Annotated in this window: 19 protein-coding genes and 1 tRNA gene; 4 read left to right on the top strand and 16 right to left on the bottom strand. The window is 63.4% G+C overall.

Annotated features, from left to right (window positions below; all coding sequences use genetic code 11):
* Positions 1-83: 83 nt before the first annotated feature.
* From HHL22_RS18740 to HHL22_RS18725, 4 genes are all read right to left on the bottom strand, one after another.
* On the bottom strand, positions 84-500 hold the full coding sequence (locus HHL22_RS18740) for a hypothetical protein (RefSeq protein WP_169532926.1): 417 nt from the start codon (positions 498-500) through the stop codon (positions 84-86).
* A 107-nt stretch (positions 501-607) separates the two neighbouring features.
* Entirely contained in the window at positions 608-1,390 is a 783-nt protein-coding gene (locus HHL22_RS18735) for an SHOCT domain-containing protein (RefSeq protein ID WP_169532925.1), read from the bottom strand.
* Positions 1,391-1,410: 20 nt separating this feature from the next.
* Positions 1,411-2,190: a hypothetical protein gene (locus tag HHL22_RS18730; protein WP_169532924.1), complete on the bottom strand. Its 780-nt coding sequence runs from the start codon at positions 2,188-2,190 to the stop codon at positions 1,411-1,413.
* Between the two features lie 13 nt (positions 2,191-2,203).
* Positions 2,204-2,464, bottom strand: a complete 261-nt coding sequence (locus tag HHL22_RS18725) for a hypothetical protein (RefSeq protein WP_169532923.1) — start codon at positions 2,462-2,464, stop codon at positions 2,204-2,206.
* Positions 2,465-2,665: 201 nt separating this feature from the next.
* Between HHL22_RS18725 and HHL22_RS18720 the strand changes: the two genes are divergently transcribed.
* Positions 2,666-2,887, top strand: a complete 222-nt coding sequence (locus tag HHL22_RS18720; protein WP_206680752.1) for a hypothetical protein — start codon at positions 2,666-2,668, stop codon at positions 2,885-2,887.
* On the opposite strand, the gene HHL22_RS18715 is transcribed toward HHL22_RS18720, so the two are convergent.
* The gene (locus tag HHL22_RS18715) at positions 2,874-4,211 is read right to left on the bottom strand and encodes an MFS transporter (RefSeq protein WP_169532922.1); all 1,338 of its coding nucleotides are present in this window, start codon (positions 4,209-4,211) and stop codon (positions 2,874-2,876) included. The genes HHL22_RS18720 and HHL22_RS18715 overlap by 14 nt on opposite strands.
* 695 nt (positions 4,212-4,906) lie before the next feature.
* Between HHL22_RS18715 and HHL22_RS18710 the strand changes: the two genes are divergently transcribed.
* The gene (locus tag HHL22_RS18710; RefSeq protein ID WP_169532921.1) at positions 4,907-7,771 is read left to right on the top strand and encodes a T9SS type B sorting domain-containing protein; all 2,865 of its coding nucleotides are present in this window, start codon (positions 4,907-4,909) and stop codon (positions 7,769-7,771) included.
* Between the two features lie 55 nt (positions 7,772-7,826).
* Here the strand turns inward: HHL22_RS18710 and HHL22_RS18705 are convergent, their stop codons facing one another.
* From HHL22_RS18705 to HHL22_RS18680, 6 genes are all read right to left on the bottom strand, one after another.
* Positions 7,827-8,069 (bottom strand): hypothetical protein, encoded by a 243-nt coding sequence (locus HHL22_RS18705; protein WP_169532920.1) that lies wholly within the window; start codon positions 8,067-8,069, stop codon positions 7,827-7,829.
* Positions 8,070-8,089: 20 nt separating this feature from the next.
* Entirely contained in the window at positions 8,090-8,839 is a 750-nt protein-coding gene (locus tag HHL22_RS18700) for an acyl-CoA desaturase (protein ID WP_169532919.1), read from the bottom strand.
* A gap of 125 nt (positions 8,840-8,964) precedes the next feature.
* Complete coding sequence (locus HHL22_RS18695; protein WP_169532918.1) at positions 8,965-9,255, bottom strand: hypothetical protein; 291 nt, start codon at positions 9,253-9,255, stop codon at positions 8,965-8,967.
* Between the two features lie 261 nt (positions 9,256-9,516).
* Complete coding sequence (locus HHL22_RS18690; RefSeq protein WP_169532917.1) at positions 9,517-10,170, bottom strand: response regulator; 654 nt, start codon at positions 10,168-10,170, stop codon at positions 9,517-9,519.
* 23 nt (positions 10,171-10,193) lie between these two features.
* A complete protein-coding gene (locus tag HHL22_RS18685) occupies positions 10,194-11,678 on the bottom strand; it encodes a sensor histidine kinase (protein ID WP_169532916.1) in 1,485 nt (494 codons plus the stop codon).
* Positions 11,679-11,986: 308 nt separating this feature from the next.
* Positions 11,987-12,406 carry a hypothetical protein gene (locus HHL22_RS18680; protein WP_169532915.1) on the bottom strand — a complete coding sequence of 140 codons (420 nt, stop codon included), beginning with the start codon at positions 12,404-12,406 and terminating at the stop codon, positions 11,987-11,989.
* 374 nt (positions 12,407-12,780) lie between these two features.
* Here HHL22_RS18680 and HHL22_RS18675 point away from each other — a divergent pair, with 374 nt between their 5' ends.
* Entirely contained in the window at positions 12,781-13,005 is a 225-nt protein-coding gene (locus HHL22_RS18675; RefSeq protein ID WP_169532914.1) for a hypothetical protein, read from the top strand.
* A gap of 7 nt (positions 13,006-13,012) precedes the next feature.
* Complete coding sequence (locus HHL22_RS18670; RefSeq protein WP_169532913.1) at positions 13,013-13,267, top strand: hypothetical protein; 255 nt, start codon at positions 13,013-13,015, stop codon at positions 13,265-13,267.
* Between the two features lie 231 nt (positions 13,268-13,498).
* Here the strand turns inward: HHL22_RS18670 and HHL22_RS18665 are convergent, their stop codons facing one another.
* The 5 genes from HHL22_RS18665 to paaZ form a co-directional block, all read right to left on the bottom strand.
* Positions 13,499-15,382, bottom strand: a complete 1,884-nt coding sequence (locus HHL22_RS18665) for a PAS domain-containing protein (protein WP_169532912.1) — start codon at positions 15,380-15,382, stop codon at positions 13,499-13,501.
* An 86-nt stretch (positions 15,383-15,468) separates the two neighbouring features.
* Complete coding sequence (locus HHL22_RS18660) at positions 15,469-15,933, bottom strand: BLUF domain-containing protein (RefSeq protein ID WP_169532911.1); 465 nt, start codon at positions 15,931-15,933, stop codon at positions 15,469-15,471.
* Positions 15,934-16,314: 381 nt separating this feature from the next.
* Positions 16,315-16,389 (bottom strand) — tRNA-Val (locus HHL22_RS18655).
* Positions 16,390-16,424: 35 nt separating this feature from the next.
* Entirely contained in the window at positions 16,425-17,204 is a 780-nt protein-coding gene (locus HHL22_RS18650; RefSeq protein WP_169532910.1) for an enoyl-CoA hydratase/isomerase family protein, read from the bottom strand.
* 140 nt (positions 17,205-17,344) lie between these two features.
* Complete coding sequence (gene paaZ, locus HHL22_RS18645) at positions 17,345-19,408, bottom strand: phenylacetic acid degradation bifunctional protein PaaZ (RefSeq protein WP_169532909.1); 2,064 nt, start codon at positions 19,406-19,408, stop codon at positions 17,345-17,347.

Genomic DNA, 19,408 nt, shown 5'->3' with positions numbered 1-19,408 from the left:
AAGCTCAGCATGACGTACTTATATAGGCAGTTTGGCAGACTTCTAAAACAGACGCTGCCGCAAAAATACCACCTTCCCCCCGCTCACGGCCCTAGGCGCACGTAGATGCCTTCGAGGTAGAAGATGTTGTGCGGCTGGGGGTCTTCCTCGTCCTCGGCGTCGGCGGGATAGGTGACCGACAGCTTGAGGGCCACGCTGGGCAGGGCCACGGGCGGACGCTGCTCGGTGGTGTATTCGAGCAGACAGGGCCAGGTTTCGGTGGTGGCTAGGGCATCGGCTACTTCTTCGGCCAGGGCGGCGGCGCGCTCCCCGGCCACGCGCAGCAGGGTATCCAGGTCGTGAAAAGGCAGCGCCAGGTGGAAAAAGTGGGCGTCGTCGCCGCGGAAGGTGGTGGCCCACACGGTCACGTCATCGGTATTGTCGAAGACAATGGCCGTGAGGTGGACTTGTTCCACAAAAAAATCGTCGGTATCAACCAGGTCGTCGCTGAGTAGCTTCATGGGCAGCAGCAAGGTAGAAACCAGGCGGCAAACACCGGCGCAGGCGTGCCGCCTTAAGGCAGGGCAGTAGCCCTAGGGGGCGGCGCATCTTCTTGAGCCGGGCGGCCCTAGGGCTTGCCAGCGGCAGTATCGGCCGGGGTGGCAGCGGGGGCGGGCGCCACCGCGGGCTTGGGCGCCGCCGCTTTCGGGGCGACTGGCGCGGGCGTTGTCGCGGCGGCGGGGGCCTGGGCGGCCGGGGCAGCAGCGGGGGCAGTGGCCGCTGAATCGGGGGCGGCGGTGGTAGCTGGTGCGGCCGGCGGGGCGGCGGCCGGCACCATCCGCACGGTATCGGGCCCGGTGCGGGGCGGCAGGGTCAGCTGCTCGGCTTGGGGGCCTACCTCGGGGGCTAGGGCGGTGGTGTCGGCGGCGGTCTGGCTGGTGCTGGTCAGGTGCTCGTCGGGGGTGGCGGGGCGGCCCAGGGTGAGGTAGGCCACGACGCCCAAAAAGAGCAGCAGGCCCCCGATGGCGAATACCAAGTTGAGCGGATTGCGGCGTTCAGCTACTTCCCCTGGCTCTTCGTCAGCCTCGTTCGCGGGCGTAAGCAGGCTAGGGGCGGCTGCGGCCAGCCAGTCGGGCTCGGGCGTGAGCAGCGGCGTGGCCTCGGGCGTGAGGGCGGCGGGCGTGTCGAGGTAGGGCGTGGGCGGGACCTCGGCAGCAGGGGCGGAACTATTGGCTGGCGCGGCAGCTTCGGCGCTGGGGGCTGCGGGCTCGGCCGGCGCGGCGCCAAATAGCAGCCGCTGCTTCAGGGTGTCGTATTCCTGCGGCGTGATGGCGCCGGCATCAAGCAGCTCCTTCAGCTGGCGCAGCGTGGCCAGCGGCGAGTTATCGGCGGGGTCGGGCAACGGGTTCATGGGGTAGTCGGCGGGGGGGATTACTTGGCGGGCGCCACGCCCGCCAGGCGCTCGCGGCGCTTTTCGAGCTGCTGCTGGGCCGTTTCGCGGTTTTGGCCATTTACGACGAGCTGGGCGCTGTCCTGGTGCATTTGGGCGGCGTTGGCTTTGTTTTGGCGCAGCAGCTCCTCGATGCGCTTCAGGTTGGCGGCCGTGTTGCTCTGGGCCGTTTGAATGCTTTTATCGAGCCGCGTCTTTTCCTTGTCCACGGCCGCTACGGCGGCTTCGGCGGCCTTCACCTGCTGGCGGAAGGCATTGACGCGGGCGGCGGGCGCGTACTTTTCCATGATGCTGGTGAGGCGCTTAAACTCGACGCTGGTGAGGTCGGGGCTGAAGAACGTCTTTTCGCCAAACCCGCCAAACAGCGCCACCTCGGTCGTCGAGTCGGCCAGGGTGGTGAAAGCGGCGTACAAATCGACGGGCCGGCTCGAAATGAACGTGCCCGCCTGCTGCTTGGCTTGCACGATGCTGCCGGTGCTGCCAGTATTCTTGCCAATGAGCTTGCCCACGTTCACCAGCGAGGCCAGGCCGCCGCGAAACGATACGCGGTACTGGTCTTTCATAAAGTCCTGAAAGAACTCGCGGGTCTGGCTCAGGTTGCCGTCCACCACCGTGTTCACGCTGTACTGGGTGCGGCCGGCGTAGGGCAGCTGGCCCTCGCGCACGGTGTATAGCTGGGCCTGGGCCTGGGCCGCGGGCAGCCCCCCTAGGGCCAGTAGCAGCAGCAGGCAAAAACTACGCAGATTGCAAAGTAAGTTCATAGGCAGCAAGGGGTTAGCGGGCATCCTGGCGGGCCAGGGCGGCGCGCAGGTCGTCGTGCATGGGGCGGAAGCGCGCAATGGCGGCAGCCAAAAACTCGTCATCCAGAATTTGGCGAATTTCAACGTCGGGCGGCACCTGGCCGCTCATGTCCAGCTCGGGCACCTTGTAGGTCTGCTCCAGCGGGCCCTGCTCTAGCTTGAGCAGGTACTTGCCGTTCCAGGCAAAGAGCGTAATTCGAACCTGCGGGTGCGGAATATCGGCAACGTGGCGCATAAAGTAGCGGATGGGAAACAGGGCGAAGATAGCCGCCAGCGCAAGTAGCTGGTAACCGCTGGCCCGCCCGCGGTTAGCGCGCCCGCATCGGCTGCCCCCTAGGGCTAGCTCGGCCTTAACCCGGCGCCGCGCGGCATCGTAGCTCAATTACCGTGCCTCACCGCAGCGGCCGGCTTTTTCTCATCTTCATCCCTTACTACTATGCCCCAAGGAGATAAGTCGAAATACACCGACAAGCAGAAGCGCCAGGCCGAGCACATTGAAGAAGGCTACGAGCAAAAAGGCGTGCCCGCCGACGAGGCCGAGGCCCGCGCCTGGGCTACCGTGAACAAGCAGGACGGTGGCGGGCAAGAAGCCCGGCGGCTCGGGCCGCAAGAAGTCGGCTTAGGATACGGAGTCGCCCTCGTTCTCACGACGCCCTGACGCCCGCCAACTGCGCCTGGGTTTGGGCTTTGGCATTAGGGTTGAGCAGGTGCAGCGCCAGCAGCAGGCCAGTGAGCAGCAGCCCCGCCCCGAAACCGATAATGGGCGCCGTGGTGATTTCCAGCAGCCAGCCGTTGAGGTAGCTGGCCGTGACGCCGCACAGATTTACCAGTGCCATGTAGGTGGTAAACTGCGAGCCCTCGATGCGCGGGCGGCAGAAGGCCATGAGCAGCGGCATGGCCGCCACGCTCAGCAGCGGGTCGGCCAGGTTGAGCACTACCAGGCCGCTGAAGGCTACCGGCCGGCTCACCCAAAATGCTGCCAGGCTGCTGAATACCAGCAGGAACACCCCTAGGCCCACCATCACCCAGTATTGCAGCCGAGGCGGGCCGATGCGGTCGACGAGCACCCCGCCGCCCAGCAGCACCGCAAACGACACCAGGCTGCCCCAGCTGCCCTGCAGAATGGAAACGTCGGTGTCGGACCAGCGCAGGGCGTGGATGAGGTGAAAGTTGAAGGCGTTGCTGAACAGGTAGCCCGCCAGGTAGGCCAGGAAAATTATCAAGAATGCCCGCAGGCTGTGGCGCTCCACCATGCTGCGCCACAGCTCGCGGAAGAGCCAACCCAGGGACGGGTTTTCGTCGGGGTGCGCGAGGGCGTCGTCGGTGGGCGTGCGCTGCGCGGCCGGGCGCCGGGCGCGGCCCAGGCGCGGCAGCAGCTGGTCGGTGCGGTCGAGCTTGATGAAGAACGTGAGCACCGTGAACACGAGTAGGGCCGCGGTTTGGGCCACGGCCGCCCAGCGAAAGCCACCGTGGTGCAGCACGTAGGCCAGCACCGCCCCGCCCACTGCCGAGCCCAGCAAAAACCCGCCCCGCATGAAGGCGTTGACCCGCCCGCGCTCGGCCAGCGGCACCACCGAGATGGCAATGGCATCGACGCTGGCATCCTGAATGCTGGCAAAGACGCTGTGCACGAAAAATACCCCGCCTAGCAGCCCCACCTGCGCCACCGGGTCGCGCACCAGCAGCAGCGAGAGCGAGGCCAGCGCCGCCACCAGCTGCGTGAGCACCACCCACTGCTTGCGGTGCCCAATCACACTGTACTGGTACTTGTCGATGAGCGGCCCCCACACGAACTGGAACGTCCAGGGCAGCCCCACGATGGCCGCGAACGAGCCCACTGCCTTGGCCGTCAGGCCCTGCCCGATGAGGTAGTTGTAGGTGGCCGTGAGCCCGAAGCCCGCTGGGATGCCCTGCATCACATACAGGTAGAAGAAGGTGAAGTAGCGCAGCCGGGCGCTGTCGCGGAGTACTAGATGGGCCAAAGCGTGGGTGGAAAAAGAAGCGGGCGGCTTCGGCAACGCAGCACCCCAGCCGCCCGGCCACCCCTAGGGGCAGCTGGGCCACTCAGGCATGCAGGCCTCACCGTATCAGCCAAATATAACCGCCCGCCCTATAGCAGGCGCCGCTGGGCAACGGGCAAAAACTAAACTGACAACCTTCACTAATTGCTTATTGTCAACGCATTCACTCGCCAATTACACCTAGCAAGCGGCACCTAAATTTTGTAGTTAGCGGTCCTAGCCTCACTACGAAGCGTGGGTGGCCTACTGAGTCAAATAGCTCCGGCATGGATGGCACCTAAAGCTGCTTGATTTTTCTTTTCTCCCCGTTTAACCTTGTATCTTGAGTTAAAATTTTCCTTGCCATAAGGCAATTGCCTGCTTTTATCCTAGGCCCGCCCCGCCCGCCGCTTTGGGCACGGCGCGGTGGGAATAAGCCAGTGAAGCTTTTACAGCAATTTCGCAGTTAGTTTATCGTAGGGATGGGGCTGGCTCCCGCTCATCGGCCGCGCCGCTCAGCTGCTTTCGTCTAGCGGCAGGTCGGGGCTAGCCCTGCCCCTATCGTACCCGAACCCTGAAATTGTTTTAGAAACTACAGTAGCCGCGTAGGCGCTGGCTGATTTAACAATTATTCCGAGTAGCAGAATCGAGAAATCCCCTCCTTTTCCGTTGTTCCAATGCAAGATTCTTTACTCCGCGCAACAGGCCGTCAGCTGGCCGGCTGGTTCCTAGGGTTGCTATTGCTGCTGGGCCTGCCGCCCCAGCTGGCCCACGCCACCCACATCCGGGCGGGCGATATTCAGTCAAAAGTGGACACGGTAACGGGCAACCCGAACCACCTCTACTTCAAGCTGACGCTCTACTGCGACCCGGCCAACCAAAATACCCTGCAAACCGATGCGAGTATCTTTTTTGGCGACGGCACCCGGCAGGATAAGATTCCGAGGAAGGACAATATCACGGTAAATGATAGAGTACATATCTATACCTTTTACTTCGACCACACCTTTCCGGGGTCGGGCAGCTACCGGGTCAGCTTCGTAGGCGAGAACCGGGTGGACAACGTGGTGAATCTGCCGGGCGCAGTAGGCCAGACCTTCTACATCTGCTCGACTATCACCATCGACCCTACCCTAGGGCGCAACCACTCGCCGGTGCTGCGGGCGCCGGCCGTTGACAATGCGGGCCTAGGGCAGGTGTTCTTGCACAACCCGGCCGCTTACGATGCCGATGGTGACTCCTTGTCGTACCGGGTACTGCACAGCCTGCAAGTGCCCGGTGGCTACGACGCGGCCGTGCGCAATGGCAACAAGCCAGATAGCACTGTGTGCTCCAACTACGTGTATCCGAATAGCCAGCTCGTGACGCCCGGCGCCACGCGAGTAACGTACCCCGGCATTCCCACGGCTATTGCCGGCACCCAGGCCACCTACACGCAGGATAAATACACGGGCCAGATTATGTGGAACGCGCCGGCCAAGGTGGGCTACTACAACGTGGCGATGGTAGTGGAAGAGTGGCGACGCTCGCCGGGCGGCTACCGGCGCCTAATCGGGCAGGTTATCCGCGATATTCAAATACTGGTTTCGTCCACCTCGAACCTGCCGCCGCAGCTCACGGTGCCGGCCGACATCTGCGTGCAGGCCGGGCAGACGGCCACGCTCAACGTGACGGCCATTGACGGGCAGAGTACCGGCACGACGCCCACGCCCGTCACGCTCTTTGCCTACAGCGGCACTATCCCGCCCGCCACCTTCACCCAAACCCGCACCGGCACCTCCGTGGCCGGCACCTATACTTGGCAGACGGACTGCAGCAACGTGGCCAAGGAGCCCTACCTGGTCGTCTTCAAGGCCCAAGACAACCCCGGCACCGGCAACCCCGTGCTCATCGATGAGCGGCCCGTGCGCATTACCGTCGTGGGCCCGCCGCCCCAGAACCTGACCGCCCAGGCCGGCCCCGGCAACAGCGCCCTGCTGCAGTGGACCCGCTATACCTGTACCAACGCCAGCCAGCTGCTCATCTTCCGCCGCGAGGGCTGCTACGCCTACACGCCGGGCCCCTGCGACACGGGCCTGCCCGCCGGGGCGGGCTACGTGCAGGTAGGGGCCGTGCCGGCCACCACCACCACCTTTGCCGACAGCCCCCTGGAGCGGGGCAAGACGTATAGCTACCGCATCTACGCCGTCTTCCCCCTGCCAGCGGGCGGCAGCAGCCTGGTGTCGAACGAGGCCTGCCTGACCATCGGCGGGCGCTCGGCCCTGCTCACCAACGTGGACGTGAACGCGACGAGCATTACCACAGGGCAGATTACGGTGAAGTGGACCCAGCCGCGCACCAACAGCGGCACCACCACCTTTACGGCCCCCTACGGCTACCGCCTGAGCCGGGCGCTGGCCTCGGCCCCGACCGCCTTCACGCTGGTGCGCGAGGTGCAGAATAGCATCGCCGACACCACGTTTGTGGATACGGGCCTGAACACGGAGGCCAACCAGTATATCTACCAACTGGTGTTTTACCGCAGCGACACGAGCAACGGCACGCTGGTGGAGTCAGCCGACTCGCCCAGCCAGGCCAGCAGCGTGCGCACGAGCCTGGTGGCCAACGGCAACGCCAACACCATCAGCGTCAACTTCGCCTACCAGGTGCCCTGGGACAACAGCCAGCAGCCGGCGCGCATCTTCCGCCGCACGGGCACCACGGGCGCCTACGCCCCGATTGCCACCGTCACGCCGGGCGCGGCCACGGGCAGCTACGTGGACGCTGACCCCAGCCTGCAGCGCAACCAGACCTACTGCTACTACGTGCAGACGGTGGGCCAGTACGCCACGCCGGTCAATAGCGCGGGCGCTAGCATTTATACTAATCTGCTCAACAAGAGCCAGGAGGTGTGCGCCACCTTGCGCCCCACCCCCTGCACGCCGGTGCTGAGCTTGCGCGTCATCAACTGCGACAGCCTGGCGGCCCTGCCCCAGTACCCGGCCCCCAACCAAAGCTACCAGAACAGCCTGAGCTGGACGGTGGGCTCGACCCCCGCCGGCTGCCAGGCCAACGCCGCCTACTACCGCGTATTCCGGGCTACCAGCGCGGGCGGGCCGTTTGCCCTGCTCGACTCGACCACCCAGCTCCGCTACCTCAACCGCCTCTTGCCCCAGCAGACCTACTGCTACCAGGTGCAGGCCGTCACGGCCACCGGCGAGCGCAGCGCCCTGAGCAACGTGGCGTGCCAGAGCGAGTGCGTGTTCTTCCTCCTGCCCAATATCTTCACCCCTAACGGCGACGCCCTCAACGCCACGTTCCGGCCCAAGACCAGCTCGCCGGTGCGCCGCACCCACGTGCAGATTTTCAACCGCTGGGGCCGCAAGGTGTACGAGAGCGACCAGAATCCATACATCGAGTGGCAGGGCGACGGCACCAACGGCGAGAGCACGGGGAGCGGGCCGCTGGCCGACGGCATCTACTACTACCTGGCCGAGGTGCAGTTTGCCGACTCGGGCAACACCCAGCGCGTCTACAAGGGCTGGGTCGAACTCATCCGCTAAGGCCTAGCCTTGCCGGCGCCTAGTGCGCTGCCCGGCTTCGGTTGTGCGGCGGGGCCTAGGGCAGCGCATCGGGCGCCGGCAGGGCTAGGCTGCTCAGGTACGCATCCAGCACCGCGTCGCCGTGGCCGGCGGCCCTAAGCTGCAGGCGGTGAGGAGCTTGGTGGCAGGCTAGCTCCGCAAAGAACCCCCGCCCTGAGTTGGGCACGTAGTAGAGGCTAAATTCCGTAGCCCCTTCCCAGCGCCGGGCCAGGTAGGCGCCCCGGAGCAGCAGCGTATCCAGTTGCCTCTCAGTGGGCAATCGCGTAAATTCCTCCCGCGTCATACGCTTTCGGCTTTGGGCCGGGGCAGTTGAATAACGCGCAGCTGGCTCAGCGCCCAAATTAGGGCGTAGGTGGGGTCTAGCTCCCACCACTTAACGCCGAAATTGGCGCGGTTGGGCAGCTTGTGGTGGTTGTTTTGCAGCAGCTCGCCCCCGGCCAGGAAGTCCAGGGCCAGCGTATTCTTGCTGTGGTCGTGGTTGTCGAAGTTCTGGTAGCCGTACTTATGCCCGCCCCAATTCACGATGGCCCCGTGCACGGCGCCCATCGAAAAGTGCAGGGGCAGCAGCAGAAACTGCCACCAGGCGGTAGCAAACTGCACGTAGAAGAGCGTGTAGAGCGCGCCCCAGCCCAGGCGCACGTACCACTGGTGGCCGGCCGTTTCCAGCCACCGCCACTCGGGGTACGGCTGGCCGGCAAAGCGCGTGGCGGCTGCCGACTCGCCCACCAGCATTTCCTGGTACACGGTGCGCGTTTGCCACATCATGCTCAGCGCGTTGGCCGAGTGGTGGGGCGAGTGCGGGTCCTGGGTGGTATCGGAAAAGGCGTGGTGCAGGCGGTGCAGCAAGGCATAGCCGCGCGGCGACATAAACGACGAGCCCTGGGCCAGGAACGTCAGCCCAAAGAAGACCCGCTCCCAGCCGCGGCTCATCGTAAACATGCCGTGGGCCGCGTAGCGGTGTTGAAAAAAGGTTTGGGCAAAGAGCGAGGCGTACCAGTGCGCCCCGAAGAACAGCAGAATGAGGAGCATGACTAGTAGGAAAAGGAGGTTTGACCCCGAGGGCGCCGAAGCTGGCCCTAGGGCTTGGTGCGTGGCATAGCCGCGCAACGAACGGGTGGGCAGCTGCCCAGCCGGAGGGGGCCGAGCGGCAAGCCCTAGGCAACCCAGGTAAACAGGTGGGCAACTTGCAGCACCCGCAGGCAGCGGCGCAGCACCGGGTTTGCCTGGTGGAGCCACACCGCGACGCCCGCCCGGCGCAGCAGCAGCAGCTGCGATACCTGGTGGCACACGCCTAGGGTATGCCGGTAGGGGGCAGCGCAGCAATCGAGGTGCAGCGTTTGGCTGGCCGGGCCGGGGTGGCCACCCGGCCAGGCCTCCAGGGCGGCCAGAGGCAGCTTAGGTACCAGATAATCAGGGCCTAGGGGGTAGTGGGGCGAGCAAGGCATACTAGGCAGGAAAGGTAGCCGGATGGCCGCGACCAGCTGCTCGCGGGCCGGCGCCGGGCCAGCTGGCGGCCGGGCCCCTCCTGGGCAGGCACCGGCAAAGCAGGGCACGGGGCTACTGGTGAATGGCGTTGACAAAGCAACGCCACCAACTTGCCGCGCCCTACCGCTAAAATACCATTTCTGCGTTCGGTAACTACCTAAATAGCTGCCGCGCTTTACCCGCGGGGCTGCGCGAACTACCTAGCCCGGCCGCGGGCGGCCTCAGCTCTTGAGCAGGCCCTGCTCCATGGCGTACTTCACCAGGGCGGGCGTGTTTTTGGCGCCCGTTTTCTCCAGCAGGCTTTGGCGGTGGGCTTCCACGGTGCGCCGGCTGGTAAAGAGCTTGTCGGCTATCTGCTGGTTGGTGAGGCCCGAGGCCACCAGCTGCAGAATTTCGCGCTCGCGGTGCGAGAAGCTCGTCAGCGCGTTGGAGCCCGTGGTGGGGGCCGCGCCTTGCAGGCCCACTAGCTTTTCGAGCAGGCCCAGGCCGATGTCGGAGCACAAAAACCGCTTGCCCGCCGCCACGGCCTGAATCGCCGTCACGATTTCGCTTTTGTCGGCGTTTTTGAGCACGTAGCCGTGGGCGCCCGCCGCCAGCACCTCGGCAATGGTGTGCTCATTGGTGAGCATCGAGAGCATCAGGATGCGCAGGCGCGGGTAGCTAACCAGCAGCTCGCGGGTGGTGCTCAGGCCGTCGAGCACGGGCATGTTCATATCCAGCAGCACCACATCAACAGGCACGGCGGGCAGCTGGCCGAGCAGCTCCTGGCCGTTGGCGGCCTCACCCACTACTTGCAGCAGCGGCTCGGCGCTTAAAACGGCCCGCAGACCATCGCGCATAATAGCGTGGTCATCAACCAAAAAAACGCGAATCATACAACTACTTGCTAAGAGCTATTTTATAAGGTCAGCGGAATCCGCAGGCGAATGTGCGTGCCGTGCTCGGGCGAGGAATCGAGGAGCAGGGAGCCGTTCAGCAAGCTGACCGCATCGTACAGCAGGCGCAGGCCCAGGCCCTTGGGGGTAGTGGCGGGGTCGAAGCCCCGGCCGTTGTCTTCGGCCCGCAGGCTTAGCCAGCCGGGCAGCACCTCGCATTCGAGCCCGGCCTGGCTGGCCTGGGCGTGCTTGGCAATGTTGTGGGTCAGCTCCTGCGCCAGCCGGTAAACCGCGATTTGCAGGGGCTGCGACAGCGGCTGCTCGCCCAGCCACACCTGGCAGGTGAAGTGGCACTGGGGCGTGGTGAGGTTGCGGCACAGGTCGCGCAGGGCCGGCCCTAGGCCCTGCTCGGTCAGTAAAGTGGGCATCAGCTCGTGCGAGAGCGTGCGGGTTTGCTTGATGGCTTCGGTGAGCAGGCGGTCGACGTGGGCGCGCACGCCGTGTAGGGCCGGCAGCGCGTGCAGGGCGGGCACATCGAGCTGGCCTACTTGCAGCTTAATGGCGTAGAGCAGCTGCCCTAGGCCATTGTGCAGGCTCTCGGCCAGGCGGTTGCGCTCGGCTTCCTGGGCTTGCAGAATGGCCAGCAGCAAGCCCTGCTGCTGGTCGAGCCGCAGGGCCTGGTTTTCAGCTTCGAGGCGGTGCACGTCGCTGATGTCCAGGTCCACGCCCAGCATCCGCTCGGGCTGGCCGGGCGCCCCCGGCAGCAGCACGGCTTTTACGCGCACGGTCTTTACCACGCTGCCCACTTGCAGACGCAGCGTTTCGTCGAGGGCTTGCGCGCCGGCCCGCAGGCCGCTCACCAGGCGCTCGGCCAGCGGCCGGTCTTCGGCCACCACAAAGTGGAGGTAGTGGGGCGGCGTGGTGGGGTAGTCGGGCGGCTGCTCGTACAAGCGGTACATGCCCGCCGACCACGTGACGCGTCCGCTGGTGGGCTCGTAATCCCAGCTGCCCATGTTGGCCACGGCCTCCGACTGCGCCAGCAGGCGCAGGGCCTTGGTGTGCTCCTGCTCGGCCAGCTTGCGGTTCGTAATATCCTCACTGCGCACCAGCAGGCCATCGGTCCCTAGGCGGATAACCGTGACGCTAAAGCAGGCTTTTTCAGTGTCCTCGGGATAAATCAGCTCGCGCTCGGCCAGCTCGCCGGTTTCGATAACGCGGCAGAAGTCGTCCCACAGGCCTAGGTCAACGGCTTCTGGAAAGAGCGACAGGTAGCGCTGGCCCACCAGGGGGCGCCCGCCGGCCAGGGCGATGGCCACGGAATTGGCAAACAAAAACTCCAGGTCTACGAGGCGGCCGTGCGCATCGCGCAGGGCCTTAAACGCGCTTAGGCTAGCCGTCTGGGTTTCGGCAATGGCGCGCAGCAGGTCGCGGTTTTGCCGCAGAGCCTCGGTGCGCTCGGTCGCTGGGGCATCCGCTGCTGCTGGCCGTGGTTCTGCTAACTGCTCCATAGTAATCGAATTGGCACGTTCCGTTGAGGCTACTTGGCGCCGTCGACTAGTGCATCGTTGCCGAAAAAAACACTGCTTTATTTCTGTTCAGCACATTGATAGTCATTATTTTAATGCAAATAATAGCACAGGTAATACTACGCCTGCCTTTAAGCCGCGCTTAGGCTTGTGGCGGCCCTAGGCCAGCGCTGGCGGCCTCACGCCGCGGCTGCTGGCCTAGGGCCGCCACCGTTGCCCATGCTGCCAGCGCTGGCAGCATGGGCTGACTGGCATGGCTGAAGGCACACGCCTTCCTTCATCCTCGGCGCTCACTGCACTGCCTGGTCCCGCACCTGCCGCAGCCAGTGGCGCGCATCGTCCGCATCCTGAAAAATCTGCAGCTCGAAGGGTAAATCTGTGAGGGGGCGGCAAGTGAAAATATCGTGGTGCTGGTTTTGCTGCACCACGTGGGCCACGTAGCGCAGCCCCAGCCGGCTCGCGCTGGGCACCCACACGTGCACTAGCCAGTCCAGGCTTTCAAACCAAGGCCCTTTCAGCCGGGAGTTATCGTTGAACAGGTAGCCGCTCGGCACCTTGGCCGCGTTCATCAAATAGGCCTGAGCCCCGCGCATAGCTTCCGCCTGGTCTACATAGCCGCTCCAGCGGGCCTGCAGCCAGCCTTCGGCCTCGTCATAAGAAAGGACGCATTGGCTGTGGTCAACTGGGTCTTCGTTGATATTGAGTAGCATAGCACTAATAGTGGTGGAGGTAGCTAGCTATCATACGCTAGAGGGAGGCCCAGTAGTTATATCAAAAAAGCTACGAATATTGCGTAAAGTACGTATTTTTATCTGCGTTAACTACGTATTATTTCATCCCCTGAAAAAATAAAATAAATAGTAATAATACTATTTCTACAAAACGGGCTGGGCCTCACCTTTGCCAATAGGTTAAACGCCCAACCGCTTCTATACTTCGCACTTCCCCAGCGCCAGCCACCTAGGCTGGTGCCTGGTGTGCGCAGACCCGCGAGAGGCGTGGGCAGCCCTGGCTAGGCTAGCTAGCCAAACTTGCCAAAAAGCATAAGTGCGAAAGTTTATTTCTTTCCTAACCGGCTTTTGCCATGGCCTCGCCCCCTAAGTTTGGTCCCGCCGCGCAGACGCCCGCCGCCCGGGCCCTGGTGCTTGCCCGCATGGCCCGCGCCCTCCTGCACCTGCGCAAGCCCCTGCCGGCCCATGTGCAGGCCTTGCACCAGCGCTACCTGGCGGGCGAGCTAAGCTGGCTGCAAGTGTACCTGGCCCTAGACGCGCCGGCCCCCACCCAGGCCGAAGAACTCCACCAGCGGTAGCGGCGCCATGAAGCTGGCCATCTTCCGAAGCCTGCCCCTGGCTTCGCAAGTGCGTTTTGTCCTGGCCCTAGGCACCTACCTGGCACACCGCCTGGCAGAAGACAGGGAGGTGCACCTCTACCACCTGGCCGGCGAGGGCAAAGGCATTTTTGTGGAGCTGGCGTATGAGGAAGCCCGCGATGAGCTTGTGGTGCTACGAAGCTTCGCAAGCGCCGTGCCCCTCGATGCGTATATGCGCTACCTGTGCCTACCGGAGTGGTGAAGCGCCCGAAACCCCGCGCGGAGGGTAGGCTGCCTGCCGTTCTCGAAACTGCCCTAGGCAAACAAAAAGGCCCTTAACACTACGCTAAGGGCTGTTCTAGTGGGAAGAAAAGGTTTTAACGTTTTGCTGAGGCCCGCAGAAACTTACTGTTAAAAGTGACCGCAACGGACCTAACAGGCATCTTCTTTCCGCGCTGTAAGACCAGTGTAAAGCAAGCGAAAAATCACGCTGTCAGGCAGTTAATTGCGTCCAATAAATGGTGAAAGTAGTGCCCTGCCCGATGACGCTGGCCACCTCCACCCGGCCGCCCTGGCTGGTCACGATGCGCTGCACCAGGTAGAGCCCCACGCCAGTACCTTCCAGCTGGGTGTGCTGGCGAGCAAAAAGCCGAAATACGGGGTTAAATGGGTCATTCAACTGCATTCCCAGCCCGTTATCGCTGACGGAGAGTGCGGGCTGGCCTGCGGGCGTAAGCCAACTTCGCACTGCTATTTGGGGTGGGCGCGCCGGGCTGGTAAACTTTAAGGCATTGGTAAGCAAGTTGTGCAGCACGGAGCGTAGGTTAGCCCGGCTATAGACTAAGGCCGGCGCGGCGGCCACCTCCACCGTGACCTGTGCTTGACGCTGAAGCACCTGCGTACGCAGGCCCAGCAAGATTTCCTCCAGCAGCAGCTCTAAGTCTACGGCCTCGGTCGGCTGCTGCTGGGGCCGCTGGGTACGCACCGTGGCCGCCAGGTCGGTAAGCGTGGCGTCGAGCTCATTTAGCGCCCGGTCTATCATGCTCAGCATCAGTTCCTGCTCCGGGTCGGCGAAGCTGGCCGTCTGCCGCAGCTCATCGAAAAGGCCGCGCAAATTCAGCGCGGGCTGGCGTAAATCGTGGCTGGCGGCGTACACAAACGTATCCAAATCGTGGTGGGCGCGGGAAAGCTCATCGTACTGCGTTTGCAATACCTGGCGCAACTGATACTGGTCCTCCACGTCTGAGCACGCGCCAAACCAACGCAATTCTTCCGGGCTGCTATCACTGCCCCCCGCCAGGCGGCGGGCGCGGATGGTGTGCCAGCGGTACTGCCCATCGTGGCGGCGTAAGCGGTACTCTCCTTCGAATGGTTCGCCCGTGGCTACGCTCTGCACCCAGCGCCGGGCGGCGGCCATCTGCTCGTTGGGGTAGAGCAGCCCAACCCAACCCGTAGGACCTAACTCCTCCTTGGTTAGGCCAGAATAGTCGGTAGTGTACTGGTTGTAGTAGTCCGTTAGTCCCTCCGCCGAGGCAGTCCAGATAAGCTCGGGGATGCTGTCGGCCAGGAAACGCAGTTCAGCCTCGCCTCGCCGGCGGGCCTCACTTAGCTCGCGCTGCAAGTGAATTTCGGTGAGCGCCCCGTGCCAGTGGGCAGGGGGTTCGGGTGGGTGCACCTCAGGCAGCGCGCGGCTCAACATCCAGCGATACTGCCCGTCGTAGCGGCGCAGGCGGTACTCATAGCTCCAGCCCGTTCCCTGGCGCCGGGCCCGCTCTACTTCGTAGAGCACGCGAAGCCGGTCGTCGGGGTGAATGAGTAGTGGCCACGCCGCCGCTAAGTCTACCGTAGCTGGCTGGCCAGTAAAACGGTACCACTGGGGGCTAGCGTAGGTGTAGCGGCCTTCCGCATCAAGGCTGTAGCTGACAAGGGGGGCCGTTTCCGTGAGAACCCGTAGCCGAGCATCGAGTTGGCGAGTCTTAAGCAGCAATTCGTGCGCCTGCTGCCGGGTTTGCTGCTGCTCGCTCACATCCACGGCCAGCAGCACAACTCCGCTCAACTGGCCATCTTCCCCGTAGTAGGGGTCTACCGAAAAGTCAAAGCAGCGCGGTTCCGCGTTCGGGGACTGGCCAGGTTGAGGCAGACACACGCAGGCTTTGGCCACGTAGGGCGTCCGGCTGGCATACACTTGGGGCAGCAACTCCAATAGAGTTCCTGGCAACTGGCCAGGAAAGTCCGCCACTCGCTGGCCTAGGGCCTCGCCGCCCACTAGTTCCGCCATTCGCTGATTAACGAAGCTGTAGCGCAGCTCCGCGCCTTCCAGCGTAGCGACCCCGGCAGATAGCTGTTGAAGCAGGTTGGAAAAGGGAAGAGCAGGCACAGAAGGCAGGGGCTGGTAGCGGCCGTGCAAGCTAGGCCATACTATTCAAGCTAGTATTAAATCAACAGAAAGGTACAACGCCCCGCTCACTCTTGCCCTGCAGACGAAGCTATTGGCGGAGTCGGCTTCGAAGGGTCGGAGCCAAATACGGCTAGTCGTACTAATTCTACTAGAAGCGCGTCGGCAATAGTAAGCGTGACAGGCGGCGGTGGCACATGATGAGGCAGCACAAAGCCTTGGAGCGCCTCAAACCCGGCCGGCTCCAGTGGGTGAAACGCCATGGACCACTCGGAGAAGCTGCGATAATCAATTGGCTTGTCAATGTGCTTAACTACGTGCGTATGCCGTGCATCCGCAGAAATACGAGCAAACAAGGTGTCGGCAATTGCCTCTTCTCCTTCAAACAATTGCGCGATGCGGCCATGACTGTAGAATAAAATGCCCGTGATGCCATGCTGGGCATTATCGCGGCGACACTGCGCTAGTAGCTCGTGCAAGTCCTGGTCCGTCAACGGGCGCACGGCTCGGCTCAAGTACAGAATATGTTTCATAAAGCATTAGTCGTGCTTGCCCCTACGCAGGACGGAGTAGCAGGTTATTACCCGCGTAAGCCCTTTTCGCAAACAGCTCAGCTACCATTGCTGATGCTCAAGCATCTAGAATCGACGGCGTTACGAGCTGCGTGCATACGCAGCTAAGAAACGTAGGCTTACCCAACTGGGGCTAGTACCTTATCTCTTTAGCTCTTAGCCGTTACTTAATATCCTAGTTCATTTTGCCCATCATAATTTAATACCTGATAAACTACCCATTAACTAAGCAGGTTCACTGGCAAGCATGTCGTAAAAAGAATTCATGACGTAGTAGCCGGCGACAGAACTAGGGGTATATATTAAAAAAACCCCATTCACGACGCGTGAATGGGGTTTTAGTGGGAAGTAAAGGATTCGAACCTTCGACCTCTTGCGTGTGAAGCAAGCGCTCTAAACCAACTGAGCTAACCTCCCGGGACTGCAAAGCTAGCACCGAAACGCGCACTTCCTTACCGCTGCCCCTGCTTAAACGCCCCAATGGCCGCCTGGGTGAACTCGGAGAGCACCAGCCGGCCGCTGATGGCGGCGCGGGCGGGCAGTAGCGCATCCCAGTGCTCGGTGCCTTCCCAAAGCACTTTTTTCAGCTCGGTTAGCGCTTCGGGGTTGTAGGCGGCCAGCCGGGCGGCCAGGGCCGCCACGGCCGCGTCGAGGGCCTCGGGCGAGTCGTGCAGGCTGGCGTAGAGGCCCTTCGCCAGGGCCCATTCGGCGGGACGAAACTCGCTGGCATCCAGTGCCAGCTGGGCGTAGGCGGCGCGGCCAATCTTCAACTCCACCACCGGGCCCACCACGAAGGGGCCGATACCCACCACCAACTCGCTGAGCTTGACGGCGGCCTGGGTGCTGGCCAGGCAGTAGTCGGTGGCGGCCGCCACGCCCACGCCGCCGCCAATGGCCCGGCCCTGCACCCGCCCGATGATGATGCGCGGGCAGGTGCGGCAGGCGTTGATGACGCTGGCAAAGCCCGAGAAGAACCCTAGGCCCGCTTGCTCGTCTTGGATGCTGAGCAGTTCGTCGAAGCTGGCGCCGGCGCAGAACGTGCGCGCGCCCTCGCTTTTAAGGACGATGACTTTGGTAGTCGGCGCCTGCCCTAAGGTGGTGATGGCCTGCGCTAGCTCGGCCAGCAGCGCGCTGGGCAGCGAGTTGTGGGCGGGGTGGTAGAAGCTGATGGTGGCAATGCCAGCGGCATCGGTGGCGGTGGTGACGGTGCCAGGGGCGAGGGTATCGGACATGAAATAAGTATTATGCAGAACGTCATGCTTATCTGGCGTCCGCTTGTCGAAGCATCTCTACCGAATAACCCCTAGGTGGCGTGGTAGAGATGCTTCGACAAGCGGACGCCAGATAAGCATGACCGTCTAATGAATTTTTGCTACTTCTGGTCGCGCTTCTTCACCATAGTGAGTATCGTGGCTACGGCCACCGTATCGCCGGTTTCGTCGGTTACCGTCACCAGCCAGCGCACGATGCCTTTGGCCACGTCTTGCTCGTCGCGCTTTTCCTGACCGATTTTTTCTTTCACCGTCAGCGTCACGCCGATGGTGGTGCCGGGGTACACGGGTTTGGTGAAGCGGCACTCATCGAGGCCGTAGTTGAGCAGCACCGGGCCCTTGCGCGGGTCCACAAACATGCCGGCGGCCTTGCTCAGCACGTAGTAGCCGTGGGCCACGCGGCCGGTAAATAGCGTGCCGGCCAAGGAGGTAGCATCGACATGGGCGTAAAAATTATCGCCCGACACCTGGGCGAAATTAGTGATGTCGGCCTCCGTCACGGTGTGCTTGTGCGTGGTATAGGTCTGGCCGATTACCAGCTCCTCAAAGTAGTGCTGAAAGGGGTGCTTGTCGCGCTCCACTTGCCGGGCGCCCGCCTGGTACACATCGGTAATGGCCGTTAGCATGCTGGGCGAGCCTTGCAGGGCCACGCGCTGCATAAAGTGCTCGACGCCCCGGATGCCGCCCATCTCCTGCCCGCCGCCGGCCCGGCCGGGACCGCCGTGGATGAGTTGGGGCATGGGCGAGCCGTGGCCGGTGCTTTCCTTGGCCATTTCCTCATTCAGCACCAGAATGCGGCCGTGGTGAGTGGCCGCGCCCAGCACAAATTCCTGGGCCACCCTAGGGTCGTTGGTGGCAATGCTGCTCACCAGCGAGCCACGGCCCAGGTTGGCCAGGGCCACGGCCTCGGCGGTATCGCGGTAGGGCATCAGCGTCACCACCGGGCCAAAGGCTTCCAGCTCGTGGCTGTCCAGGTGCTCGAAGGGATGGTCGTTGCGCAGCACGATGGGCGAGATAAAGGCGCCCCTGGCTGCGTCGGCGCCGCGCTCTTGGCCGCGCACTTCCACGGCATCCAGGTCGCCGTACACGATGGGGGTGGTTTGGGCCAGGCGACGCACTTGCTCGCGCAGGCGCGCGGCCTGCTCGCGGCCGGCCAGCGCGCCCATGCGCACGCCCTCGGCCTGGGGGTGGCCAATGGTGGTTTGGGCCAGCGCGCGGCCTAGGGCAATCTGCACGTCTTCGAGCAGCTCGGCGGGCACAATGGCGCGCCGGATGGCGGTGCACTTCTGCCCGCACTTGGCGGTCATTTCCTTGCGCACCTCCTTGATAAACAAGTCGAACTCGGGCGTACCTGGCCGCGCATCCAGCCCCAGCACGGCGGCGTTGAGCGAGTCGGCCTCCAGGGTAAACGGCACGGCCTCCTGAATAATGCGCGGATGGGCGCGCAGCCGGGCGCCGGTGGCCGCCGAGCCGGTGAAGGTGACCACATCCTGGTAGCTCACGTGGTCGAGCAAGCCCTGGCCGGTGCCGATGACGAGCTGTAAGGCACCCTCGGGCAAGATGCCGCTGGCGATAATCTCGCGCACCACGGCCTCGGTGAGGTAGGCGCTGGGCACGGCGGGCTTCACCACGGCGGGCATCCCAGCCAGCAGGTTCACCGCTATTTTCTCCAGCATGCCCCAGATAGGAAAGTTGTAGGCGTTGATGTGCACGGCCACGCCCTCGCGGGGCACCAGCAGGTGCTGGGCTACGAAGGTGCCGCCCTTGCTGAGGCCCACCGGCTCGCCCTCCACGTAAAACGGCTTATCGGGAAACTTGCGCCGCAGCGAGGCGTTGGCAAACAAGTTGCCGATGCCGCCCTCAATGTCAATCCACGAGTCGGCCCGCGTGGCCCCGCTGCGGTAGCTCAACTCGTAGAAAATCTCCTTTTTCTCCTGCAAGTGAAAGGCTAGCGCCTTAAGCATGCGCCCGCGCTCGTGGAAGGTCAGGCGGCGCAGGGCCGGGTTGCCCACGCGCCGCCCGTAGTCGAGGATGGCGGCGTAGTCGAAGCCCTCGGTGTTGGCCAGGGCTACCAGCTCGCCGGTGCTGGCGTCGAGCAACTCCTGGGGCGCCTGGCCTTCGTGGGTCCAGCGGCCTAGGGTGTAGTTTTCGAGAAAAGGAGTCAT

This window comes from Hymenobacter polaris (genome assembly GCF_012927305.1).
GTDB classification, from domain to species: Bacteria; Bacteroidota; Bacteroidia; order Cytophagales; family Hymenobacteraceae; genus Hymenobacter; species Hymenobacter polaris.
The sequence above is the reverse complement of the archived record's forward strand: the minus strand, read 5'-3'. Positions and strand labels throughout refer to the sequence as shown.